Consider the following 345-nt stretch of genomic DNA (forward strand, 5'->3'; position numbering starts at 1 on the left):
GAGATCGGTGCGGCGTTGACCGCGCTGGAGCCGCTGGGCATCGACATGATCGGCCTGAACTGCGCCACCGGCCCGGCCGAGATGAGCGAGCACCTGCGCTACCTCGCGCGCAACGCCCGTATCCCGCTGTCCTGCATGCCCAACGCGGGCCTGCCCGTCCTCGGCAAGGACGGTGCCCACTACCCGCTGACCGCGCCGGAGCTGGCGGACGCCCAGGAGACGTTCGTCCGCGAGTACGGCCTGTCACTGGTGGGCGGCTGCTGTGGTACGACGCCGGAGCATCTGCGTCAGGTGGTCGAGCGGGTGCGGGGCATGGCCCCGGCGGTGCGTGAGCCGCGTCCGGAG

Annotated in this window: 1 protein-coding gene; it reads left to right on the forward strand. The window is 72.2% G+C overall.

Translation table 11 applies throughout. The annotated features are described in order from the left end of the window. The coding region (locus ADK64_RS10475; protein WP_199829560.1) for a homocysteine S-methyltransferase family protein at window positions 1–345 on the forward strand (345 nt) is incomplete at both ends.

The organism is Streptomyces sp. MMG1121, assembly GCF_001280015.1.
GTDB lineage: Bacteria > Actinomycetota > Actinomycetes > Streptomycetales > Streptomycetaceae > Streptomyces.